Annotated in this window: 21 protein-coding genes and 1 tRNA gene; 11 read left to right on the top strand and 11 right to left on the bottom strand. The window is 38.3% G+C overall.

Features of this window, described 5'->3' with window-relative positions; translation table 11 throughout:
• The first annotated feature begins 4 nt into the window (after positions 1 to 4).
• The 3 genes from IPP61_11075 to IPP61_11085 are packed head-to-tail and all read left to right on the top strand — an operon-like array spanning position 5 to position 1,884.
• On the top strand, positions 5 to 940 hold the full coding sequence (locus tag IPP61_11075) for a hypothetical protein (protein MBL0325707.1): 936 nt from the start codon (positions 5 to 7) through the stop codon (positions 938 to 940).
• 57 nt (positions 941 to 997) lie between these two features.
• A complete protein-coding gene (locus IPP61_11080) occupies positions 998 to 1,429 on the top strand; it encodes a DUF2384 domain-containing protein (protein MBL0325708.1) in 432 nt (143 codons plus the stop codon).
• Positions 1,426 to 1,884: an RES family NAD+ phosphorylase gene (locus IPP61_11085; GenBank protein MBL0325709.1), complete on the top strand. Its 459-nt coding sequence runs from the start codon at positions 1,426 to 1,428 to the stop codon at positions 1,882 to 1,884. Before IPP61_11080 ends, IPP61_11085 begins: the two co-directional genes overlap by 4 nt.
• Positions 1,885 to 1,891: 7 nt before the next feature.
• Here the strand turns inward: IPP61_11085 and IPP61_11090 are convergent, their stop codons facing one another.
• Positions 1,892 to 2,647, bottom strand: a complete 756-nt coding sequence (locus IPP61_11090) for an SDR family oxidoreductase (GenBank protein MBL0325710.1) — start codon at positions 2,645 to 2,647, stop codon at positions 1,892 to 1,894.
• A gap of 25 nt (positions 2,648 to 2,672) precedes the next feature.
• Between IPP61_11090 and mtgA the strand changes: the two genes are divergently transcribed.
• Positions 2,673 to 3,425 (top strand): monofunctional biosynthetic peptidoglycan transglycosylase, encoded by a 753-nt coding sequence (gene mtgA / locus IPP61_11095; protein MBL0325711.1) that lies wholly within the window; start codon positions 2,673 to 2,675, stop codon positions 3,423 to 3,425.
• A gap of 145 nt (positions 3,426 to 3,570) precedes the next feature.
• Here the strand turns inward: mtgA and IPP61_11100 are convergent.
• The 5 genes from IPP61_11100 to IPP61_11120 form a co-directional block, all read right to left on the bottom strand.
• Positions 3,571 to 3,643, bottom strand: a tRNA-Gly gene (locus IPP61_11100).
• A gap of 51 nt (positions 3,644 to 3,694) precedes the next feature.
• The gene (locus IPP61_11105; protein MBL0325712.1) at positions 3,695 to 5,821 is read right to left on the bottom strand and encodes a glycoside hydrolase family 97 protein; all 2,127 of its coding nucleotides are present in this window, start codon (positions 5,819 to 5,821) and stop codon (positions 3,695 to 3,697) included.
• A 113-nt stretch (positions 5,822 to 5,934) separates the two neighbouring features.
• The gene (locus IPP61_11110; GenBank protein ID MBL0325713.1) at positions 5,935 to 6,273 is read right to left on the bottom strand and encodes an MmcQ/YjbR family DNA-binding protein; all 339 of its coding nucleotides are present in this window, start codon (positions 6,271 to 6,273) and stop codon (positions 5,935 to 5,937) included.
• Between the two features lie 3 nt (positions 6,274 to 6,276).
• The gene (locus tag IPP61_11115) at positions 6,277 to 6,792 is read right to left on the bottom strand and encodes a DUF4494 domain-containing protein (GenBank protein MBL0325714.1); all 516 of its coding nucleotides are present in this window, start codon (positions 6,790 to 6,792) and stop codon (positions 6,277 to 6,279) included.
• A gap of 167 nt (positions 6,793 to 6,959) precedes the next feature.
• The gene (locus IPP61_11120) at positions 6,960 to 7,868 is read right to left on the bottom strand and encodes an ROK family protein (protein ID MBL0325715.1); all 909 of its coding nucleotides are present in this window, start codon (positions 7,866 to 7,868) and stop codon (positions 6,960 to 6,962) included.
• 156 nt (positions 7,869 to 8,024) lie between these two features.
• On the opposite strand from IPP61_11120, the gene IPP61_11125 reads away from it, so the two are divergent.
• The 4 genes from IPP61_11125 (at position 8,025) to IPP61_11140 (ending at position 10,664) form a co-directional block, all read left to right on the top strand.
• Complete coding sequence (locus IPP61_11125; protein MBL0325716.1) at positions 8,025 to 8,765, top strand: ABC transporter ATP-binding protein; 741 nt, start codon at positions 8,025 to 8,027, stop codon at positions 8,763 to 8,765.
• A gap of 221 nt (positions 8,766 to 8,986) precedes the next feature.
• A complete protein-coding gene (locus tag IPP61_11130; GenBank protein MBL0325717.1) occupies positions 8,987 to 9,589 on the top strand; it encodes a hypothetical protein in 603 nt (200 codons plus the stop codon).
• A 10-nt stretch (positions 9,590 to 9,599) separates the two neighbouring features.
• On the top strand, positions 9,600 to 9,962 hold the full coding sequence (locus IPP61_11135; GenBank protein ID MBL0325718.1) for a GntR family transcriptional regulator: 363 nt from the start codon (positions 9,600 to 9,602) through the stop codon (positions 9,960 to 9,962).
• Positions 9,963 to 9,974: 12 nt separating this feature from the next.
• Positions 9,975 to 10,664, top strand: coding sequence for a hypothetical protein (locus tag IPP61_11140; protein MBL0325719.1), 690 nt, complete (start codon positions 9,975 to 9,977; stop codon positions 10,662 to 10,664).
• Here the strand turns inward: IPP61_11140 and IPP61_11145 are convergent.
• The 4 genes from IPP61_11145 to IPP61_11160 form a co-directional block, all read right to left on the bottom strand.
• Entirely contained in the window at positions 10,648 to 11,772 is a 1,125-nt protein-coding gene (locus tag IPP61_11145) for a glycerate kinase (GenBank protein MBL0325720.1), read from the bottom strand. The genes IPP61_11140 and IPP61_11145 overlap by 17 nt on opposite strands.
• Positions 11,772 to 12,518 carry a response regulator gene (locus tag IPP61_11150; GenBank protein MBL0325721.1) on the bottom strand — a complete coding sequence of 249 codons (747 nt, stop codon included), beginning with the start codon at positions 12,516 to 12,518 and terminating at the stop codon, positions 11,772 to 11,774. Before IPP61_11150 ends, IPP61_11145 begins: the two co-directional genes overlap by 1 nt.
• Positions 12,519 to 12,544: 26 nt before the next feature.
• A complete protein-coding gene (locus IPP61_11155; protein ID MBL0325722.1) occupies positions 12,545 to 13,597 on the bottom strand; it encodes a histidine kinase in 1,053 nt (350 codons plus the stop codon).
• Positions 13,598 to 13,704: 107 nt separating this feature from the next.
• Positions 13,705 to 14,376: a histidine phosphatase family protein gene (locus IPP61_11160; GenBank protein ID MBL0325723.1), complete on the bottom strand. Its 672-nt coding sequence runs from the start codon at positions 14,374 to 14,376 to the stop codon at positions 13,705 to 13,707.
• Positions 14,377 to 14,413: 37 nt separating this feature from the next.
• Here IPP61_11160 and IPP61_11165 point away from each other — a divergent pair, with 37 nt between their 5' ends.
• From IPP61_11165 to IPP61_11175, 3 genes are read left to right on the top strand one after another with little or no spacing between them, the layout of a single operon-like run.
• Positions 14,414 to 14,827 (top strand): hotdog fold thioesterase, encoded by a 414-nt coding sequence (locus tag IPP61_11165; protein ID MBL0325724.1) that lies wholly within the window; start codon positions 14,414 to 14,416, stop codon positions 14,825 to 14,827.
• 54 nt (positions 14,828 to 14,881) lie between these two features.
• Positions 14,882 to 15,697 (top strand): outer membrane beta-barrel protein, encoded by an 816-nt coding sequence (locus IPP61_11170; GenBank protein MBL0325725.1) that lies wholly within the window; start codon positions 14,882 to 14,884, stop codon positions 15,695 to 15,697.
• 46 nt (positions 15,698 to 15,743) lie between these two features.
• Positions 15,744 to 16,652: a patatin-like phospholipase family protein gene (locus tag IPP61_11175; GenBank protein ID MBL0325726.1), complete on the top strand. Its 909-nt coding sequence runs from the start codon at positions 15,744 to 15,746 to the stop codon at positions 16,650 to 16,652.
• Here the strand turns inward: IPP61_11175 and IPP61_11180 are convergent.
• Positions 16,649 to 17,812 carry an MFS transporter gene (locus IPP61_11180; GenBank protein MBL0325727.1) on the bottom strand — a complete coding sequence of 388 codons (1,164 nt, stop codon included), beginning with the start codon at positions 17,810 to 17,812 and terminating at the stop codon, positions 16,649 to 16,651. The two genes, IPP61_11175 and IPP61_11180, sit on opposite strands and share 4 nt — an antisense overlap.
• Positions 17,813 to 17,958: the final 146 nt, after the last annotated feature.

Genomic DNA, 17,958 nt, shown 5'->3' on the forward strand with positions numbered 1-17,958 from the left:
TTTTATGAATTCAAAATATTCAAAAGCTGTCATCATTGGCAGCTTTTTTGTTATATTGACATCACAAAAAGCACTGATTTTGAGATTACTGACAGCCATTTTTTTATTTCTTTCTTTTCAAATTTGCGGGCAAACAACTCCACGAATCAAAGTGGCTATTATTGGAACTTTTCATTTTGGTGAAAATAATGATTTCTTTTCTGTAAAATATCCGGGTTTATACAGCAATAAAAAACAAAAAGAGTTGGATAAGCTGGTCGAAAAACTGGCACTTTTTTATCCCAATAAGATTTTTGTTGAAAATACTCCCGATTTCCAGCCATTTTGGGATAAAGTGTACGCCGAGGCTAAAAAAGGGTCGGTTCCAACTAATCAGACAGTAGTAGAAAACGAGATTTATCAAATCGGTATTAGACTTGCCAGAAAGATTAATGACCCGTTTGGCGTAATTTGTGTGAATTTTCAACATCCTGAGCAGGCTGGAGGGGCTTTTAAACCAAAATCGACTTTTGATACATTACATTACTATTATTCAGCAGCAATCAATAATCAAAAACCTCCGGTCGAACTGCTCTTTGAAAACAATCCTCCTGCACAGAATGCACTGAACACTTTGAGAAGGAATATTGCAATCTGGCAAAAAAAAGACCTGATAAATTTTTATTTGAACTTTAATCAACAAGCTCAATTACAGTCTTTTAATTACCTTAATAATCTCATTTACCTTGATCAGAACTTTAATAAAGTAGGTGGTGAACTATCTACAAAGGAGTATTACAGGAATATTAAGATTTTCCAGAATATCATTTCAAAAGTAAATCCTTATGACCGCCATTTACTGATAATTATTGGTGCCGCACATGTATTGCCTCTGAAGTCTATTTTTGAGAGCCATCCGGCTTTTGAGTATGTCGAAATTGAGGAAATATTAAAAAAATGACAAATGTCTTGTAGTTTTGGACAAATGTATTAATTTTGTGTTGTAAATTGAATTTATATGGAAAGCATGGTAAATGACGTATTGGTACCTTATCAGAGGTTGGCCAGGTTTGATAATGATCCTTTTGCAATCTTAAGGGAAATTCATGTGGGAGTAACCTATGAAGATTTTGAGAGTGTTCTCAATACTCATCCTTTTTCAATCATGGAATGGGCTGGTTTTCTGCATGTATCAGAACGTACGCTGCTTCGTTATAAAGTTGACAATAAGCGTTTTGATGAACCTCTTTCAGAACGCATAATCCAAATTCATAATTTATATAAAAAAGGTCTTGAAACTTTCGGAGAAAAAGAAAGTTTAGATATTTGGCTAAATGCTAAAAATATTGCTTTAGGTGGCCTTATCCCTAAAAGCCTTTTTAATTCTTCCTATGGAATTGAAATTCTATCCAATGAGCTTACACGCATCAGTTATGGGGTTTTTGCATGAAAGTTTTTAGATTATCGAAGGCAGAATTTTCCGGAGATTTGTCAGGTAAAGGAGCTGAAATTGCCGGCGGGAGATGGAATCCTAAAGGGATAGCTGTGGTTTATACTTCTGATTCGAGGGCATTGTGTATGGCTGAAGTTGCGGTACATATTCCTATGGGATTAATTCCGAAAGACTATAAAATAGTTGAAATTGAGATTCCGGAAGACAAGATTCTTGAGGTGTCAAAAGAAAGTTTGCCAGAAAACTGGAATGCTTATCCTGAAATAATTGAAACAAAAAAAATCGGCGAAGAATGGGTAAAAAGTTCAGAATTTTTAATTTTAAAAGTACCTTCTGCTGTTGTTGAAGGCGATTTTAATTATTTGATTAATCCACGTAATAAAGATATTAATCAGGTGAAAATAAATTCTGTAAAAGAATTCAGATTTGATTCCAGATTATTTCAAAAATAAAAAACCATTAATGAATGTAGCTTCCGGCATTAAAATCAATGGTGCTTCCGGTGGCGTGATCCATAAATCCGGCAGCAATCAGATTTACAATGGGAGCAATATCTTCTGGCTGTGTAAGCTTTTTTATTGAAGATTCGTTGATCAGGCTTTCTATTCCATGTTTTAATATATATTCCTCTGCCATTGGAGTTTCTGTAAAACCTGGTGCCAAAATAAATGAAGTGATACCATATTTTCCAAACGACCTTGCAACTGTTCTTGCCAAAGAAACCACCCCGCCTTTTGATGCCGCATAGGCCAGGTTTTCTTCAGTTTCACCTCGGAACGCAGCTCTGGAAGCAACGTAAACAATCCTGCCTCCTTGATTTCTCTTGTAATGCTCGATGGATAATTTGGTAAGAATTCCCACCGCATCAAGGTTGATCTTTATGGTTTTTTGCCAGATTTCAAGCCAATTTTCATTGCTAATGTGCGTAGCGTGTTCTTCAAATATCCCGGCATTTTGTACCAACATGTCTATTTTATCAAATTCTTTTTCAATCTTTTCGAATAGTGAAATGCAGTTCTCTGTTTTACTGAGATCCGCATGATAAGCTATTGCGTTTTTGTATTTTTCAAGAAGTAGTTCAATGCCATTTTTACCCGAATTATAATGCAATGCCACGGTTGCTCCTGATTTTAAAAGACTTTCGGAAATCGCAAATCCAATACCGCTGCTGGCACCAGTTACAATTATTTTTTTACCTGTTAAATCTAAATGCATATTTTTGTGAAATTTTTAAAAAATAATGGCGAATACAAAGCGAAAACCAATTACTTCAGTTAGAAAAAATAAATCAATAGTAACAAAACTAAGGAGTTTTGCCTTTAAAGCGATTAAATATTTTCTGATAGTTTCGATAGGGAGTGTGGTGGTTTTTAAGTTTGTGCCAATTCCATTTACCTGGACCATGGTAGACCAAAAAATGACCTCGATAGGTAATGGAGAAGATTCTGAAATAAATTATAGCTGGAGATCATACTCAAAAATAAATAAAGAAATGCCCCTGGCAGTAGTGGCTGCTGAAGATCAGCTTTTTCCTGATCATTTTGGGTTTGATTTTAAATCCATGCAAAATGCCTTTAAGCACAATCTGAAAGGTAAAAAAGTGCGGGGAGCGAGTACGATTTCTCAGCAAACGGCCAAGAATGTGTTTCTGTGGCAGGGGAGAAGTTATGTCAGAAAAGTGCTTGAAGTATATTTTACATTTTTGATTGAGGTGATTTGGGGAAAAGAAAGAATTCTGGAGGTATATGTCAACGTGGCCGAAATGGGCAAGAATACGTTTGGTGCCGAAGCTGCTGCAAAGAAATATTTTGGAAAATCTGCACAGAACTTGACCAGAAATGATGCTGCGAAACTGGCTGCTATTTTACCCAGTCCAAGAAAATGGTCTGTGACCAATCCAGGACCCTACGTAAGCCGCAGGATACCCAAAATCACCCGCCAGATGAGAGCATTGGGTGGAACGGCGTATTTAAAAGGATTGAGGAAGTTTTAAAATCCCCTTCTTGCGTGAGGGATAGTAGTGAAAAGCCCGTAGTGCGGCTGGATTGTGAGTGGACGGACTTGTAGCGGATAGCCCGACGATGCCACGCGATAAGCGTGGGAGCGGCACGCCCAAATGAAGATAGATATTTTTGTTGAGCGATAGACGAGATTCGAACTCGCGACCTTCGGCTTGGGAAGCGGACGCTCTACCAACTGAGCTACTATCGCAGGTAATTTCGGGTTTGCTATCCCGAAATTACATATTTTTTGAATTCCTATTTATTTTTTTGTGGCAATTTTCACCGGCTTCACACTGATGGCGTAACCGCCGCTTCGTGCCAACTGAATGCTGATTTTGCTGTCTTTCGTAACTTTCTGTTTATAAATATGATAGGCCATAGGATTGTCGATATAGTCGGCATCTTTGGCGTCTTCATAGATGGTGGCTTCGTAGGTTTTTCCTTTATCAAGAAACGAGAAATCGACGGTATAGGTGCGTTTGCTTTCATCGGTGATACCACCTATGTACCACTCGTCTTTGCCTTTGGCTTTGCGGGCGATATGGATGTAGTCGCCAGGTTCGGCGGCGAGTATTTTGCTGTCGTCCCAATCTACGGCCACGTCTTTGATAAACTGGAATGCGTCCATAAAGCGGGCGTAGTTTTCGGGCAAGTCGGCGGCCATCTGCAGCGGACTGTACATGGTCACATAAAATGCCAGCTGCTTGGCCAGCGTGGTGCTTATCTGGCGGGTCACTTTAGGGTCATAGTAATTGAGTTTGGTCTGGAATACCCCTGGTGTGTAGTCCATAGGCCCACCCATCAACCTCGTAAATGGAAGGATGGTGGTGTGGTCAGGATTGAGTCCACCGAAGGTCTCGTATTCGGTGCCACGAGCTGCTTCTGCTGCTATAAAATTAGGCCAGGTGCGGTGTAAGCCGGTCAAATGCACCGACTCGTGGGAGTCAATCATGATTTTATTGGCGGCGGTTTTTTCGATTACTCTTTGGTAGTGCTCTACCATCCATTGGCTGTAATGGTGCTCACCGCGAGGGATAATATTGCCCACATAACCCGACTTGATGGCATTGTAGCCGTATTTGTGCATGAATGCAAAGGCATCGTCCATACGTCGTTCATAATTGGTGGCAGCACCAGATGTTTCGTGATGCATGATGATTTTCATGCCTTTCTGGCGTGCATATTCATTGAGCATTTTGACATCGAAATCAGGGTAGGTAGTTACGAAATCAAACACTTCCTCTTTTGATTTTCCAAACCAATCTTCCCAGCCTTCGTTCCATCCTTCGACTAAAATGGCATCAAAACCATTTTTAGACGCAAAATCAAGATATTTTTTGACGTTGGCATTGTTGGCTCCATGGCGACCATTGGGTTTCATTTTTTTGAAGTCGGTTACGCCCAATCTCACATTGTCGAGGTCGGTATATGACCAGGTGCTTTTTCCGGGAAGAAACATTTCAAACCATACACCCATGTATTTGGTGGGTTTTATCCATTTGGTATCGTCGATTTTGCAGGGTTCGTTGAGGTTAAGAATGAGCTTGGAATCCAGCATGCCTTCGGCATTTGGGCTTACTACCAGAGTTCTCCATGGCGAAGAAAATGGGGTCTGAATGTATCCTTTTGCTCCCTGAGCATCAGGAGTGAGGTGAGTTTTTAGCGTGAAGTTGCTGAAGTCAATCTCCAGATTCATGGCCGAGTAACCAATAAGGGCAGCCTCGTGTACATTGATATAGATGTTGTCTTCAACGTTTTTGAGCATTAAGGGCGACTGAACGGCGTTGTCGACGATAGTTTGGGATGCGTTGCCATCGTAGCTACCTTTGAAAAGCTCAGGTATTTGACTGAGTCTTGACTCTGTATATTTGTATTCTTCGGTGTCGTAATCGGCAGCTATCCACCAGGCTTTGAGGTCTTTTGCCAGGGCAAATTCTGTGTCTTCTTCTTTGATTACGAAGTAGTTGAGGGTAGTTTGTTGCGGAAATTCATATCTGAATCCCAGGCCGTCATTGAATAGGCGGAAGCGAACAACAATCTCCCGGTTTTCGGGTTGTTGGTTGAGGGTTACTGCCAGTTCATTGTAATGATTGAGATATTCTTTTTTTTCTCCCCAAACAGGCTTCCAGGTTTCTTTAAAGGTCGAAGTTTTGGTGTCTTTGATGCTGAAGCCTTTGTTTAGATCGGGGCTATTGAGGAGCCTCAGGCCAAGTTTTGAGTCAGTGACTACCACTTTATCCTGAAATTTAAGACTATAAAATGCTTCTGAATTTTTGACCGAAAAACTCAGTGAAAGCTTGCTGTCAGGTGAAGTGATGGTTTGGGCATCGGCCCAATTGGATGCCACAATCCATAGAAATGAAGAGAAAAAGAGTAATTTTTTCATGTATTTTATCAGGTGTTAAAGTATGTGGTCAAAGGTAAGGTATAAAAAGGAAAGAGAAAATGATGAAAGTCGTAAAATACACTTTCTTAGAGAGGATTAATTAGAAAAATTATTTAGGCAAAATTGATAACCTGTTTCAATTTTGGCGGTGCCACGCTCACATATGCTATTTTGAGTAGTTCGAGAGCGATTTCTTTTGAGATTTGAGTATAGAGTAGATGAGTCCAGCCGTGTTTTCCCCATTTGTTGGGAACGGGGAAAATGGCCTCAGGGTTGATTTTGAGATAAATGTTTTGTTCTTCAGGTTTGAATTTGAGCGTAGCCCGACTTTCTTTTGTATTGAGTGTTGCAAATATTTTGCCTTTGACTTTGAATGCTACATTTTCAAAATGCGGCCCTTTTTCGGCTTCCGGTAAAGAAAGGCAGAGGGATTCGAACTCCGGCGTGCTCATAATTTATTCTGCCGGAGGGGTTTCTGACTCTAGATTGGCTATGACTTCACTCAAAGGTTTAAGATTGGGAGGAAGCGGTTTGTCTTCCATCTCTTTTTCTTCATAAGGAATCACATCCAGGATTTTGGTGACGTTGATATCAGAAATGATGTAGTCTTGAACTGAGCCTAGTTTTTCAACCAAAAGACCATACACTTCTTTGATGTCCTGTGCATTGAGGAGGAAATTGAAAGGTACCTTTTTGTCTTTCTGGCTTTTTTCGTCAAAAACTATGTATTGAGCACGAGCTTTAAACCAGAGCTCGGCGTTGTTATCCACCAGAAAAACTTCGTTGAATTTCATTTTAGTGAGACCAACCAGCTGAAATTCAGGCAAATCCTGAGCACAATAGTCATACGCTCTGGCTTCTGCATCAGTATAAGAAACTGCATCAAAAAGATATTGTTGCGTGATCGGACGTTGGTTTCCTTTTTCGTCTTGTTGAATAAATTTGATTTTTGCGAGATACCAGGTTGACATATTTTGATTTACGATTAATTTGATTTACGATTTACGATTTTTGATATACGATTCTTGGGTTTTAATGAACTTTTTATGGATAAAACGGCTATCCATTAGCACATTAGCACATTAGCACATTAGCACATTAGCACATTAGCACATTAGCACATTAGCACATTAGCACATTAATTCCTAACCAACTCCGCAGCTCCAAAAACTCCGGCACTGTCGCCCAGGAGAGGCTTAAGGAATTCGGTTTCTACTTTTCGGTTATTGAAAATATAGTTTTCTATACGTTTTACACCTTCAGTATAGAGCAGGTCAATGTTACTCACACCACCACCCAAAACAATAACTTCGGGGTCAAGTACATTGATTATGGAACTGATAGCCCTAGCAAATGATGTCAAAAGATGATCGATGGTTTGACTGGCAAACGCATCAGTTCCTGCCAAATGGTCATTGTAAATATCTTTCAGGCTCTTTTTTGTGCCTGCAATTTTCTGATAATATCTTTCTAAAGCCGGCCCGGCAAATACTTTTTCGTTGCATCCTTTTTTACCACAATAGCAATCTTCACCATCCACATCCAGTACATTGTGGCCCCATTCGCCCCCGATACCATGCTTTCCGTTGATTACTTTCCCATGTACCACCACGCCTCCGCCTACGCCAGTACCCATGATTACCCCAAACACAACTTCGGCATTTTTGTCTTTCGCCGCTCCCATGGTGGCTTCTGCAAGTGCGAAACAATTGGCGTCATTGGCCATTTCGATTCTTATTCCGAGCAGATTTTCCAGGTCTTTTTTCATGGGTTGGCCGTTCATACACACGGTATTGCAGTTTTTCATCAATTGCAAACCCGGATCCAATGTGCCTGGTGTACTGAAGCCCACAGCGGTAGGTTTTATGCCGGTTTCTTCTGCGAGTAAGTCGATCAGGATTTTTATTCTTTCCAGAATATGTTGGTAGCCCTGATCGGCCTCAGTGGCTATTCTCTTTCTGATCAGGATTTCATTAGAATTTTTGTCGATGAGTATTCCTTCTATTTTGGTGCCGCCAAGGTCAACACCCCAAAGATATTCTTGCATAGGTATCGTATTTTTCAAGGGCGAAATTATGAAAATTTTGCCTGTTTTTATCTGGAAAATTTGTTTTTAGTGAATTTTTATAAATTTTTTGGCTAAATATTTTTTTTATTAAAAATTAAATTTTAATGTTGTAGTGTACTATTTAACTAATACACTATGATTCACATTGAAAACCTTTCTCTGAACCTGGGAAAGAAAGAAGTATTGAAGAATCTGAGCATTGATTTTATTCCGGGTCATATCTATGGCTTATTCGGGAAAAATGGGGTAGGGAAGACCACTCTGTTACGCACATTATTAGGTTTGTATTTTCCCGATGAAGGAACCATTACAATTAATGACTATTCTCCAAAGGATCGTCATCCCGACTTCCAATCCGATATTTTCTTTTTGGGAGAAGAAATATATCTCCCAGAATTGAATTTTGGAGGTTTGGTAAAGCACCTCGGTGTTTTTTATCCAAAATTTGAAGAAGAAAAATTTGAGAAGATTCTGGAAGAATTCGAATTAAGTGCTGATTTTCAATACAGAAAGCTTTCATACGGGCAAAAGAAAAAAGTAAAAATTGCGTTTGGGCTTGCTACCAATGCTTCGGTTATTTTGATGGATGAACCCACCAACGGCCTGGATATTTTGGCCAAAAAACAATTCAGAAAGGTATTGGCTTCCAATATTAACGATGAAAATCTGATGATTATAGCAACGCATCAGGTCAAGGATCTGGAAAGTATGATCGACCATGTGGTGATTTTGGATGGACATAAAATATTGGCCAACAAGAATGTTTCTCAAATCGAGGAAGAATTAAAAAATGATCTGGACTCTGATATTTTTTTGGCAGGAAATGGAGCTTTGAATATTGAGAAATTTTATGAAAAAACTTTAACCGAAAACTGATTATGGAAAAATATTTCGACACAAAGAGGTTTGTAAATTATATGAAATTGAGTTTCATAGAGAACAAAAGGCAAGTTTTCGTCGCAATGTCGTTTTTTATTCTAGCAATGTTTTTATTTTATTATCTATCATTAAGTAACCCAGCATTTTTTCTGGCAGCACAAATTCAAGCGAAGTTTTTTCTATTTTATTTTTTTCCATTTGTTTTTTCTCTTGGAAGAATGGCCAGGGAAAATAAAACAGCAAAAAGTATTTTCAACACAATACTCCCGGTTAGTTTTTTTGAGAAATGGCTTGAGAAATTTCTTTTAGTTTTTGTAATGGCTGCAATACTTTGGATAATATTAAAAGTTATAGACTACGCTTTTTTAAATCATATTATTCAAAAGTTTAATGATTCAAATTATGGAAATATCCCAAATCCTAAAAGTTTTGAATTGATTGGTTTTGGTCCCTCAAAAACTGTTTTTTACAGATCTTCGGGATTTGACCTGGACTTTATCTCAATAGTAGCCATTGCTATTATTTCCTACTCAACATTGTTAAACTCTTCAAATTTTCGAACTTCGATATTGTTTTTGACATTGTTGGCTTTTTTTGGTTTTGGGAAAAACTGGATTCTTGAAGCCATAATTAAGAAGAATATCAGTTTTGCAGAAAATGGAAGAATTGAAGTTTACGATTTGGATATCAATAAATTTTCGGAGGTAAAAATACCAGAAGGCTTAATGTTAATCGATAATATTATAGTTCAGTTTATTATTCCTATTTCATTGGTTGTTATTTCATTGGTTGTAACGAAAGAAAAACAATTAAGCAGGTAACATACATAAAATGAATTTCAAAGAAAATCAGGCCATATATCTACAGATAGCTGCGTTTTTGTCAGATAAAATTCTGAAAGGAGATTTTGTGCCCGGTATGAAGATTCCTTCCATCAGAGAAGTGGCGGTGAGTTTGGAGGTTAATCCCAATACGGTTCAGCGGTCTTTTGATTTTTTACAGCAAAACGAGATCATAGAGATGAAAAGGGGAGTTGGTTTTTTTGTTTTAAATGAAGCAGTTGAACGAATTTTGGAAATTAGAAAACAAAATTTTGTTGAAAATACCTTGCCGGAACTGACCAAAGAAATGAATTTACTTTCGATAAAACCCGAAGAATTGATTAAAATGATTCAAGATCTAAACAAAAATTAAAACAGCTTTTTTATGAAACTAAGTGTAAAACTTTTATTGGCTTTGGCGATTGTCTTTTTCTCACTTCAAATAGTTAATGCCTTGTATATCAGGAGTTACCTAAAAGGGCATATTAGTGGGGATAATCTTGGAGAAGGATTTGCTGGAAAAAAAGTAAGGCCATTTAAGCACCTTAAAGTAATGGCAAGTTCTGAAAATGGAGGGATGGTAAAAATAGAAAATGCTCCTGAATTTCAGGTAAAATATTTTTTCCAGCTGGAAGACAAATTGAATTTTGAAAATCGGGGGGATACACTTTTGGTTACTTTAAAAGAAGGATATTATAATATCGAAAATAATAAAGGAGCCTTTCCAGTAGTAGTTAGTTGTCCAGAATTAGAATCAGTTGATATTCAAAACAGCTCTGTGAAGTTTGTAGATTACAATAATCCGAAAATAAAAATAAATGCCAATCATGGACAAGTGAGATTTGAAGATAAGCAATATTTAAAAGAACTGGATTTAAATTTGGCCAATGAGTCTTCGTTGCATTTTTATTTATTTGAACCCTATAAGTTAGATAAAATCGTGGCCAAAATGTCAAACGGGTCAACTATTAGCATGCCTGATGTTTTTCCAACTGAATTTTACTTGAAAAATACAGATGATTGTAAATTGGAGCTCAATGGTGCTACAATGAAGAAAGTCAAACCATTGAAATAGCAATTTTTTCTCCAATTACCTCCAATAATTCCTCTGCATTTTCGATGGCATATTCCGGAGTATAATTTTCAGTTAATTGGTACAAATGCACAATATTCTCATTTTTTAATTCTGAAATATTGGCATCAGCCTTTCCCGCTACTAAAATCACTTTTTTGTTGTGTTTTTTACAAAGATTCAAAACTGCCGAAACCAGCTTTCCTACAAATGTTTGGCTATCGATTTTCCCTTCTCCTGAAATGACCCAATCTGCATTTTTGATTTTTTCTTCCAGATTGCAATAATTGAAAATCAATCCGGTACCCGAAACAATTTTTCCATTCAAAAAAACCATCCCGCCACCGGCCAATCCACCCGCTGAACCGCTTCCGGGGATATTTTGGAGGTTCAAGCCGAATTCTATTTCTACGATTTTGGCAAAGTTTTTCAACCCATCGTCCAGCAATTTGATTTCATATTCAAATGCCCCTTTTTGTTTTCCAAAAACTTTGGCTGCACCGTTTTCACCATAAAATGGATTGGTGACATCCGTGGCTATTTTCACTTCGATACCTTCCAAAATATTAATCTCCGGAGGACTCAAGTGGTTGATTTTCTCAAGATTTTCTGCAAAAGGCTCTACAAAATCACCATATTCATCTCTAAAAACCCATCCCAATTCTGAAGCCATACCTATTCCGGCATCATTGGTAGCTGAACCGCCCACAAAAAGTATGATTTTTTTCGCCCCAACTTCTATGGCTTGCTTTATTTGCTGACCTACGCCCATTGTGGTGGCGATGAGTGGGTTTCTTTCTTCTGGCTTTAACAACTCCAAACCGGCAGTTTGAGCCATTTCGATGAGTGCAATTTTTTCTTTTTTATTGAATAAAAAAAAGGCCTCAGTCTCAGCAGACAAAGGCCCGGAATATTTTCCTGAAATGATCTGAAAATCCTCTGAATTACTACTCAAAATAGCTTCCAAAGTGCCCTCTCCACCATCAGCCAATGGTACTTTTTCTATTATTGCTTCAGGATTTTTACTTAAAATTCCCTTCGAAATAGCATCAGCCACTTTTCCGGCTCGAAGCGAACCCTTGAAAGAATCAGATGCGATCAGGATTTTCATCACAAGCTCATCAAGTCCTTAAATTTGATGGCCTGGCGACGAGAAATTTCGATTTTTTCCAATGGTGTAGTTTTTTCTCCACTTTTAATGGTCACCAATAAGCCGCCCGAAAACCATGGCTCGATTTTTTCGACCCATTGAAGATTAATGATATGCTTTCTGTTGGCTCTGAAAAAACTTTTTGGGTCTAGTCTTTCCTCCAGGCTGTTTAATGACTTCAAAATCATAGGTTTCTGATCCTCGAAGTGTAATCTCACATAGTTGCCCATCGACTCAAAAAGACGAACTTTTCCCAGCTTCACAAACCAGCATTTTTCGCCATCCTTCACAAAAACCTGATCACTTTCGGTTAGATAGGAGCGGCCCGGGTCAGAGTTTAACTGGGCTGTCCTCTTTAACTCTTCTTCCACTTTCGCAATGGCTTCTGCCAACCTGCCGCTATCGATGGGTTTCATAAGATAATCGAGAGCGTTATATTCAAAAGCCTTCAATGCGTACTCGTCATAAGCTGTGGTAAAAATCACCTCAGGGACACGGTCTTCAATGATTTCGAGCAATTCAAATCCATTTTTTCCAGGCATCTGTATGTCCAGAAAGAGCAAATCGGGTTGATGCTCATCTATCAATTCTATGGCTTCGTCAGCATTGGCGGCTTCGGCCACGACTTGTATTTTTGGGAAATCTTCCAGCAATCTTTTCAACTCATTGCGGGCAAGTCTTTCGTCGTCTATGATAATCGTTTTCATATTGTAAAATATTAAATATCAGTATTTTAATTAGCTAAAGGAATTTTTATAACTGCACAAACAGTCTGATTGTCTTCCTGAAAAATCTCAAATCGGGCATTAGGGCCATATAAGATATTAAGTCTTTTTTCTGTATTTGGCAAACCAAAACCTCCGTCGTCTCTAGGGTTATTATTTCTTTCCAAAACTCCTGTGTTTCTGATTCTTATCTCAAGATATTCGTTGGTTTTTGAAGTATTTATTTCCACAAAACCCCATTTTGCTGCTTTTTGCACCCCGTGTTTTATGGCATTTTCGACCAAAGTCTGGAGCATCATTGGAGGCACCTCCACATTAAGTGTGTCGGGGTCAGTATTCCATGAAATCTGTAACCGTTCTTCATATCTTACCTTTTCCAATGCCAGGTAGTCTTCAATAGTTTTCAGCTCTTCTTTGAGTGAAATGGTGGTTTTTCGATCTGCCACCAAAGAACTCCTGAGGATATTTGATAACTGGGTGATGCCTTTTTGGGCTTTTTTTGGATCTTCCAATATCAATGCTCTGATAGAATTGAGGGCATTAAACATGAAATGGGGGTTGATTTGTGCCCTCAAAATTTTAGCTTCAGAGGCTTGTATGGAGGCCTGCATTTTGATACGTTCTATGGCATCATTGCGTCGTTCGGTAGTATAGGCATAAAAAATATAAATCAAAACCCAGATGATAATAGGCTTGCTGAGGTTGATAAAATAGGTGATGTCGAGCAAAATCCAGTTGGAATTTGAGAAATCAAGGATGTTTTCGTCTAAAGAAATGTTTACTGCCGCCATGAGGGCAGTCATCAACAGAATTCCAATCAGACTTCTTGCCGCCAGGCTGGGAAGAGAAAGCTTGACCCAATTGTATGTTTTGAAAAATACCCTGAAAAAATGTGTGAGTGATATGCCCAATAAAATATTGATGGTGGCATTAAACATCAGGTTTTCGACTTCTTCGTAATTAAATGAAAACAAAACCAGATAATTGGACAACTCGGTAGCCAGAATGTAAAATGTCCATCCGACCACCTGAAAAACCCAATACGACTGTTTGAAATTCATAAAAATTGTTTTATCAAAATTACTCAATTAGTTTTTTGACTCACAATTTTATTGATTATCGGAGATATTTTACACTGAAAGGTCTTTTTTCGCTAAAAAATATATTTTCAAAAATTTGCAGAAAGATTAACTTCCTGTTCAACTGCCTTTCCTAAAAACTCGAAATGACTCGTATCGTTGGAAATAATGATTTCAAAATTTTCGGTTTCATAATCGTAAACCAACTTGTATAAACAGGTATTCTGGTGGGGAAAAGTATCCATGTCAGAAAGTGGTTTTTTAGAAATCATGGTCAGTAAAATCCTCATAGCCCTGCCATGCATGGCTATTAAAACCAAGTTTTCATGTTGATTTTGGATAACCTTTTTCAAACCTTCAGACAATCTTTTTACAACATCTTCGGGGCTTTCGCCACCTTCAACAGGCAGATGGGTTTCACCTTCCTGCCATTTTTTCAATATATAAGCATAATAATCATTGTCGGCGTCGGTGGGTTCAATTCCTTCTTTAATACCCCAGCTAATCTCATTGAATTCCGGTATGATTTCATGGGGTAATTCGGCCTCAAGAAAAGAACTGACCGTCTGGTGGGTGCGGATTAACGCCGAGGTATATATTTTTTGAAAAGGTACTGATTTGTATTTTTGAAAAAATGCTTCGGCTTGCTGGCGGCCGGTTTCATTGAGGTCGGCATCTATTCCGCTTCCCTGCACTATTCCTTTTTTATTGTAGTCTGTTTCACCGTGTCTGATCAGATAAATCTCCTTTTTTAATACCACCTGCTTTGATTATTTTTGACAAAAATACGGATATTTGATGTTTAATAAATCTATAAGTTTACAAAATCTTAACGATTTCGGCGTTAATAATATGGCCGGTTTTCTGGGGATTGAATTTACAGAAATCGGATCTGATTTTTTGAAAGCAAAAATGCCGGTTACAGACAGGACCCGTCAACCATTTGGGGTACTTCATGGCGGTGCTTCGGTGGCATTTGCAGAGACCCTGGGAAGTGTGGCATCATTTTTATGCCTCGAAAATCCGGAAAAACAAAGGGCTGTTGGGCTTGAAATCAATGCCAATCACCTCAGGCCAGTTTCTGAAGGCTGGGTTTTTGGGATTGTAGAATCTGTACATTTGGGTAAAAAAACGCACATTTGGGAGATAAAAATCGTTGATAGTAATAATAAGCCGGTTTGTGTTTCCAGAATCACCATAATGGTTGTCTGAAATGTATCCTTTGGCTCAATTTTTGCATGTATTTTCGGTTAATAAGGGATGATTATGCACAAAAAAATATTTTGGTTTTTTCTGTTTTTTTTAATCTCAAAAGCCGGATTTTCTCAAATTGTAGAATCCGATAGCTCAATCGCAGAAAAAGATACCTCCGGAAACCTTGAAATCATTAAGTTAAAATACGATACTTTAAGCTATGCAGAAGAGTATCGGAGGGACTATTGGCGGTATCAATCGGGACTAAGATTTGGAATAAGCCAGGGTAGGTTTTTTATCAATGAATATACCATTGACCGTTTGAGTCCATCCGGCAACCCTGTGATAGATGCAAATGGCAAAATTGTAAAAAATACTTTGATCAATAACGATACATACAATACCGGTTTTAATACAGGTCTATTCATGAGAATGGTTAGAGGGTCGTTTATGTTTCAACCTGAGTTAATTTATTCTTCAAAATCAGGGATTTTTGATATTTTGAATACAGACGGAAGCCTGAGTAAGCGGGTTAAAGGGAGCATTTCTTCAATAGATGTGCCGGCATTAATTGGGGTCAGGTCAAAAACAAGCCGGGTATTTTTAGGGCCAACATTCAATTTTCCTTTTGCGATGAATTCAGAGATGAAAAACGCACTCAAAGATTTCAAAAATGAGAAACAACTTAACCATAAGTTTTTCAATCGCCCTATTATGAATTTTAATGTCGGTTTTGGCTTTGAATTCAGTTCTTTCTTCTTTGACGTCCGCTTTGAAAAAGGGATAAAATCTTATTCAGTTCAGACACTGGGTCCGGTTAGTTCTCCCAAAGTATTCAATCTTATGACCGATGCTTTTCATTTTAATATCGGATATATCAAAAAATAATTTTTAGACTTCGGATTTCAGGCTTATTTTTGAAGAAAAACACTTCATGAAGGCTTTAGTTTTGGGTGGTGGTTCACTAAAAGGTGCCTGGCAGGTGGGTGCGATTCAGGCTGTTTTGGAAACTGGGTTTCAACCCGAAATGATATATGGTATTTCAGCAGGTGCCCTAAATGCCAGTTTTATGGTCAACGAAGCCGGACATCAATTTGCAAAAAACAAGACTGTGGATTGGGATCTTGTAAACAAAAAACTCCTCAGATTTTGGCTTGAAAACATCACCAAACCCGCCGATATTGGAATCTTAAAGTCTAAATGGTCTTTGGGAATCGACACCCTCATGAGTCGTTTTGATGGGCTGCTTGACACCAATCCTCTTCACGAAAAACTCAAAAAATACATTGATTTAACTACCTTACGCAGAAGCCCGATTGCCTTGAAAGTGGGTGCTGTAAACATCAATACCGGTGAAATGCACTATGCCGACCCGCTTGAACAACATTTTTTGGATTATCTGAGGGCCAGTAGCTCATTACCGATTATCATGCCGGCGATTCAGATTGGCGGTGATTATAAGAACGCCTTTCTTGATGGTGGGCTGCGGGAAGTTGTACCGGTCAAAAAAGCCATAGAAGACGGTGCCACTGAGATTTATGCCATAGCTACACATCCCAAAAAAAGAGACATGGAGCCGATTAACTACCGGAATCTACTTTCATTAATCGACAGAATTAAGGATATTTCGGTTAACCAATTTGAAAATAATGATCTGGAATGGGCGGAACATTACAACGAAAGTCTGATGTCAATTGCGGGATTTTCGTTAAATAAAAAAATAAAACTAACAGTAATCAGACCAGACGAGACGGTTTCGGTTAAGCTCACCGAATTTACCATTGATGATATAAAACACGTTATAAAAGCCGGTTATGAAAAAGCTTACACGGTTTTACATTAGAAAAGTTTTACTCTTCGGGAGTTAAATACCCAGGCAATTCCTAAAAAGGCCACCAAACCAAATGCTATGGGTAGTGAGAATGATTTGCTGATAAACCCAATTATGACAGGTCCAAAAAGGAAACCTCCCATTGCAAAAGTATTGAGCATAGCAAGGCCGGAACCTTTGGCCATTCCGGGGGCTCTGGCAGCACTCGCATAAAGAATAGGTGCACCGCAACTTACTCCAGCACCTACAAATGCAAAACCAATAATTGTAGAAAATGTAAAAGGAAAAAAGATGGAAATGCTAATTCCAATAATACTCAAAATGCCTCCGTAAATCAGAACTTTATTGGCACCATACATCGGAATGATTTTATCGCCTAAAAACCTCCCCAAAGCCATAAAAAGAGAGTATCCTGCCAGTCCCCAGCCTTCAAAATAGGTACTTGTGTTTACGATATCCCGCATATACACCGCACTCCAGTCGGCCATGGTGCCTTCAGTCACGTTGATACAGATACTTATCAGAATCATCAGCAAAAAACTGCCTTTGGGTAGCATGAACTTACTTTTTTGGCCAGTATTTTCTATTTTCTCATCTTGAATTTTATAAATGTTGTTTTTTGCAAATAGCATTGAAGAAAAGAGAATTGCTGCCAAAGCCGCCATATATACCCCCGGAAGGATTTTTAAACCGCCAAAAAAGCTCGACAAAATAGAACCGAACATCAAGCCAATACTAAACATGCCGTGATTGGTACTCATGATTTTTACCTTTTGCTGGTGCTCAATGGCACTTACGCAAGTATTCATACCCACGTTGGTGACAGAAAGTGAGCTGCCACCCAAAAAAAGCATTAAAGAAAGCAGCGATAAAACCGGAGACCAGAGCAGTATTGAAAAAGAAAGCAGCATCGCACTTAATCCCAGGATGGTGGTTTTTTTCATCCCGATTTTTCTCACCAAAATCGCCCCCAAAGAATTCATACTCAAGGCTCCAAAAGGTAAACTCAGCAATAAAAGCCCCAATTGTGCATCATCAAGGTCAAATTTGGTTTTCACAAATGGGATATAGGTAGCCCAGCTTCCTATCAATAATCCAACTGAAATGAAAATGATGCCTATAGAGTAGCTTTGTTTGTTGCCTAAAAAATCTTTGGTTAAATGCGAAAACATGGTTTATTAAAAAATCAAGACGCAATTTACCATTTTATTATGGTTTTTTCGGTCAAAAAGCTAAATGCAGAAGCTATAAAACCAGATTCAATTTTATTTTTTTGTAAAAAAACACAATTACAGGGATTTAGAACCATCGTTTAGGT

This window comes from Cytophagaceae bacterium (assembly GCA_016722655.1).
Taxonomy (GTDB): Bacteria; Bacteroidota; Bacteroidia; order Cytophagales; family Spirosomataceae; genus Leadbetterella.